This is a genomic window from Vibrio sp. T9 (genome assembly GCF_003123985.1).
Lineage (GTDB): Bacteria > Pseudomonadota > Gammaproteobacteria > Enterobacterales > Vibrionaceae > Vibrio > Vibrio diabolicus.
On record NZ_NIGY01000034.1, the window covers coordinates 1 to 991 of the forward strand.

Annotated in this window: 1 protein-coding gene; it reads right to left on the reverse strand. The window is 47.3% G+C overall.

Annotated features, from left to right (window positions below):
• Position 1: 1 nt before the first annotated feature.
• Positions 2–991 (reverse strand): flagellin (locus CBX98_RS25225; RefSeq protein ID WP_109170532.1); only part of this gene is annotated, 990 nt, incomplete at its 5' end.

Sequence of the window (991 nt, forward strand, 5' to 3'; positions counted from 1 at the left end):
ATTAACCTAGCAGACTTAGCGCTGAGTTTGGCGCTTGTTTCGCTTGCGCAAGGATTGAGCTTGACGCTTGCGATAGAATTTGTGACTTGGTCATTTGAGTCGTTTCTTTCGCGAAGTCAGTATCTTTGATACGGCTCTTCGACGCGTTCACGTTCTCGTTGATGTTATCCAAGTTGCTGATTGCATGATTGAAACGGTTCTGGAATGCACCCAGCTCTGCGCGGTGGCTGTCTACATATTTCAGTGCCGCATCGATGATAGCAACAGATTCTTGTGCGCCACCTACTGAGGTTACGTCGATAGTATCTACCGTTACTTTTTTACCTTCGCCTAAACCCAGCTCGCCAGATAGGCCGCCTGAAAACTCGACTTCGCCTTCGACTTTGTTGTTGCCAGCAAAGATTTGCAGTTTACCGTCTTGGTCTACTGAGGCTTTCACTAGGTCAGTTTGACCGTTAATGTAAGTCGCAAGCTCTTCGATATCGTCACCCGCTTTTGCACTGATGTTGATTTCTTGCTCTTGGCCGTAGCTGTCCGTTAAGTTAATTTTTAGGTCGTTCTTACCTTCAGCAACGTTCCAGTCTTTACCTTTACCACTTTCAGCTTGGTAGCTCACACCGCCCATCATTTTGTTGTCTGAACGCATGTCTTTTAGCTCAAGCATCACGGCTTCACCGTTATCCGCACCGATTTGGAACGATTTCGCACCGTGTGTGCCGTTTAGTAGCTTGTTACCACCGAAAGAAGTGGTTTCTGCGATACGGTTTAGTTCGTCGTTTAGCGCGGTCACTTCTTCTTGAATCGCCACACGCTCTGATTTCGAGTTTGAGCCGTTTGCTGATTGTAGAGACAAGTCACGCATACGTTGAAGAATGTTAGTGGTCTCGTTCATTGCACCTTCAGCGGTTTGTGCAATTGAGATACCGTCGTTCGCGTTGCGAACCGCCACATCCAAACCACGGCTTTGTACGTTCAAACGGTTCGAAATTTG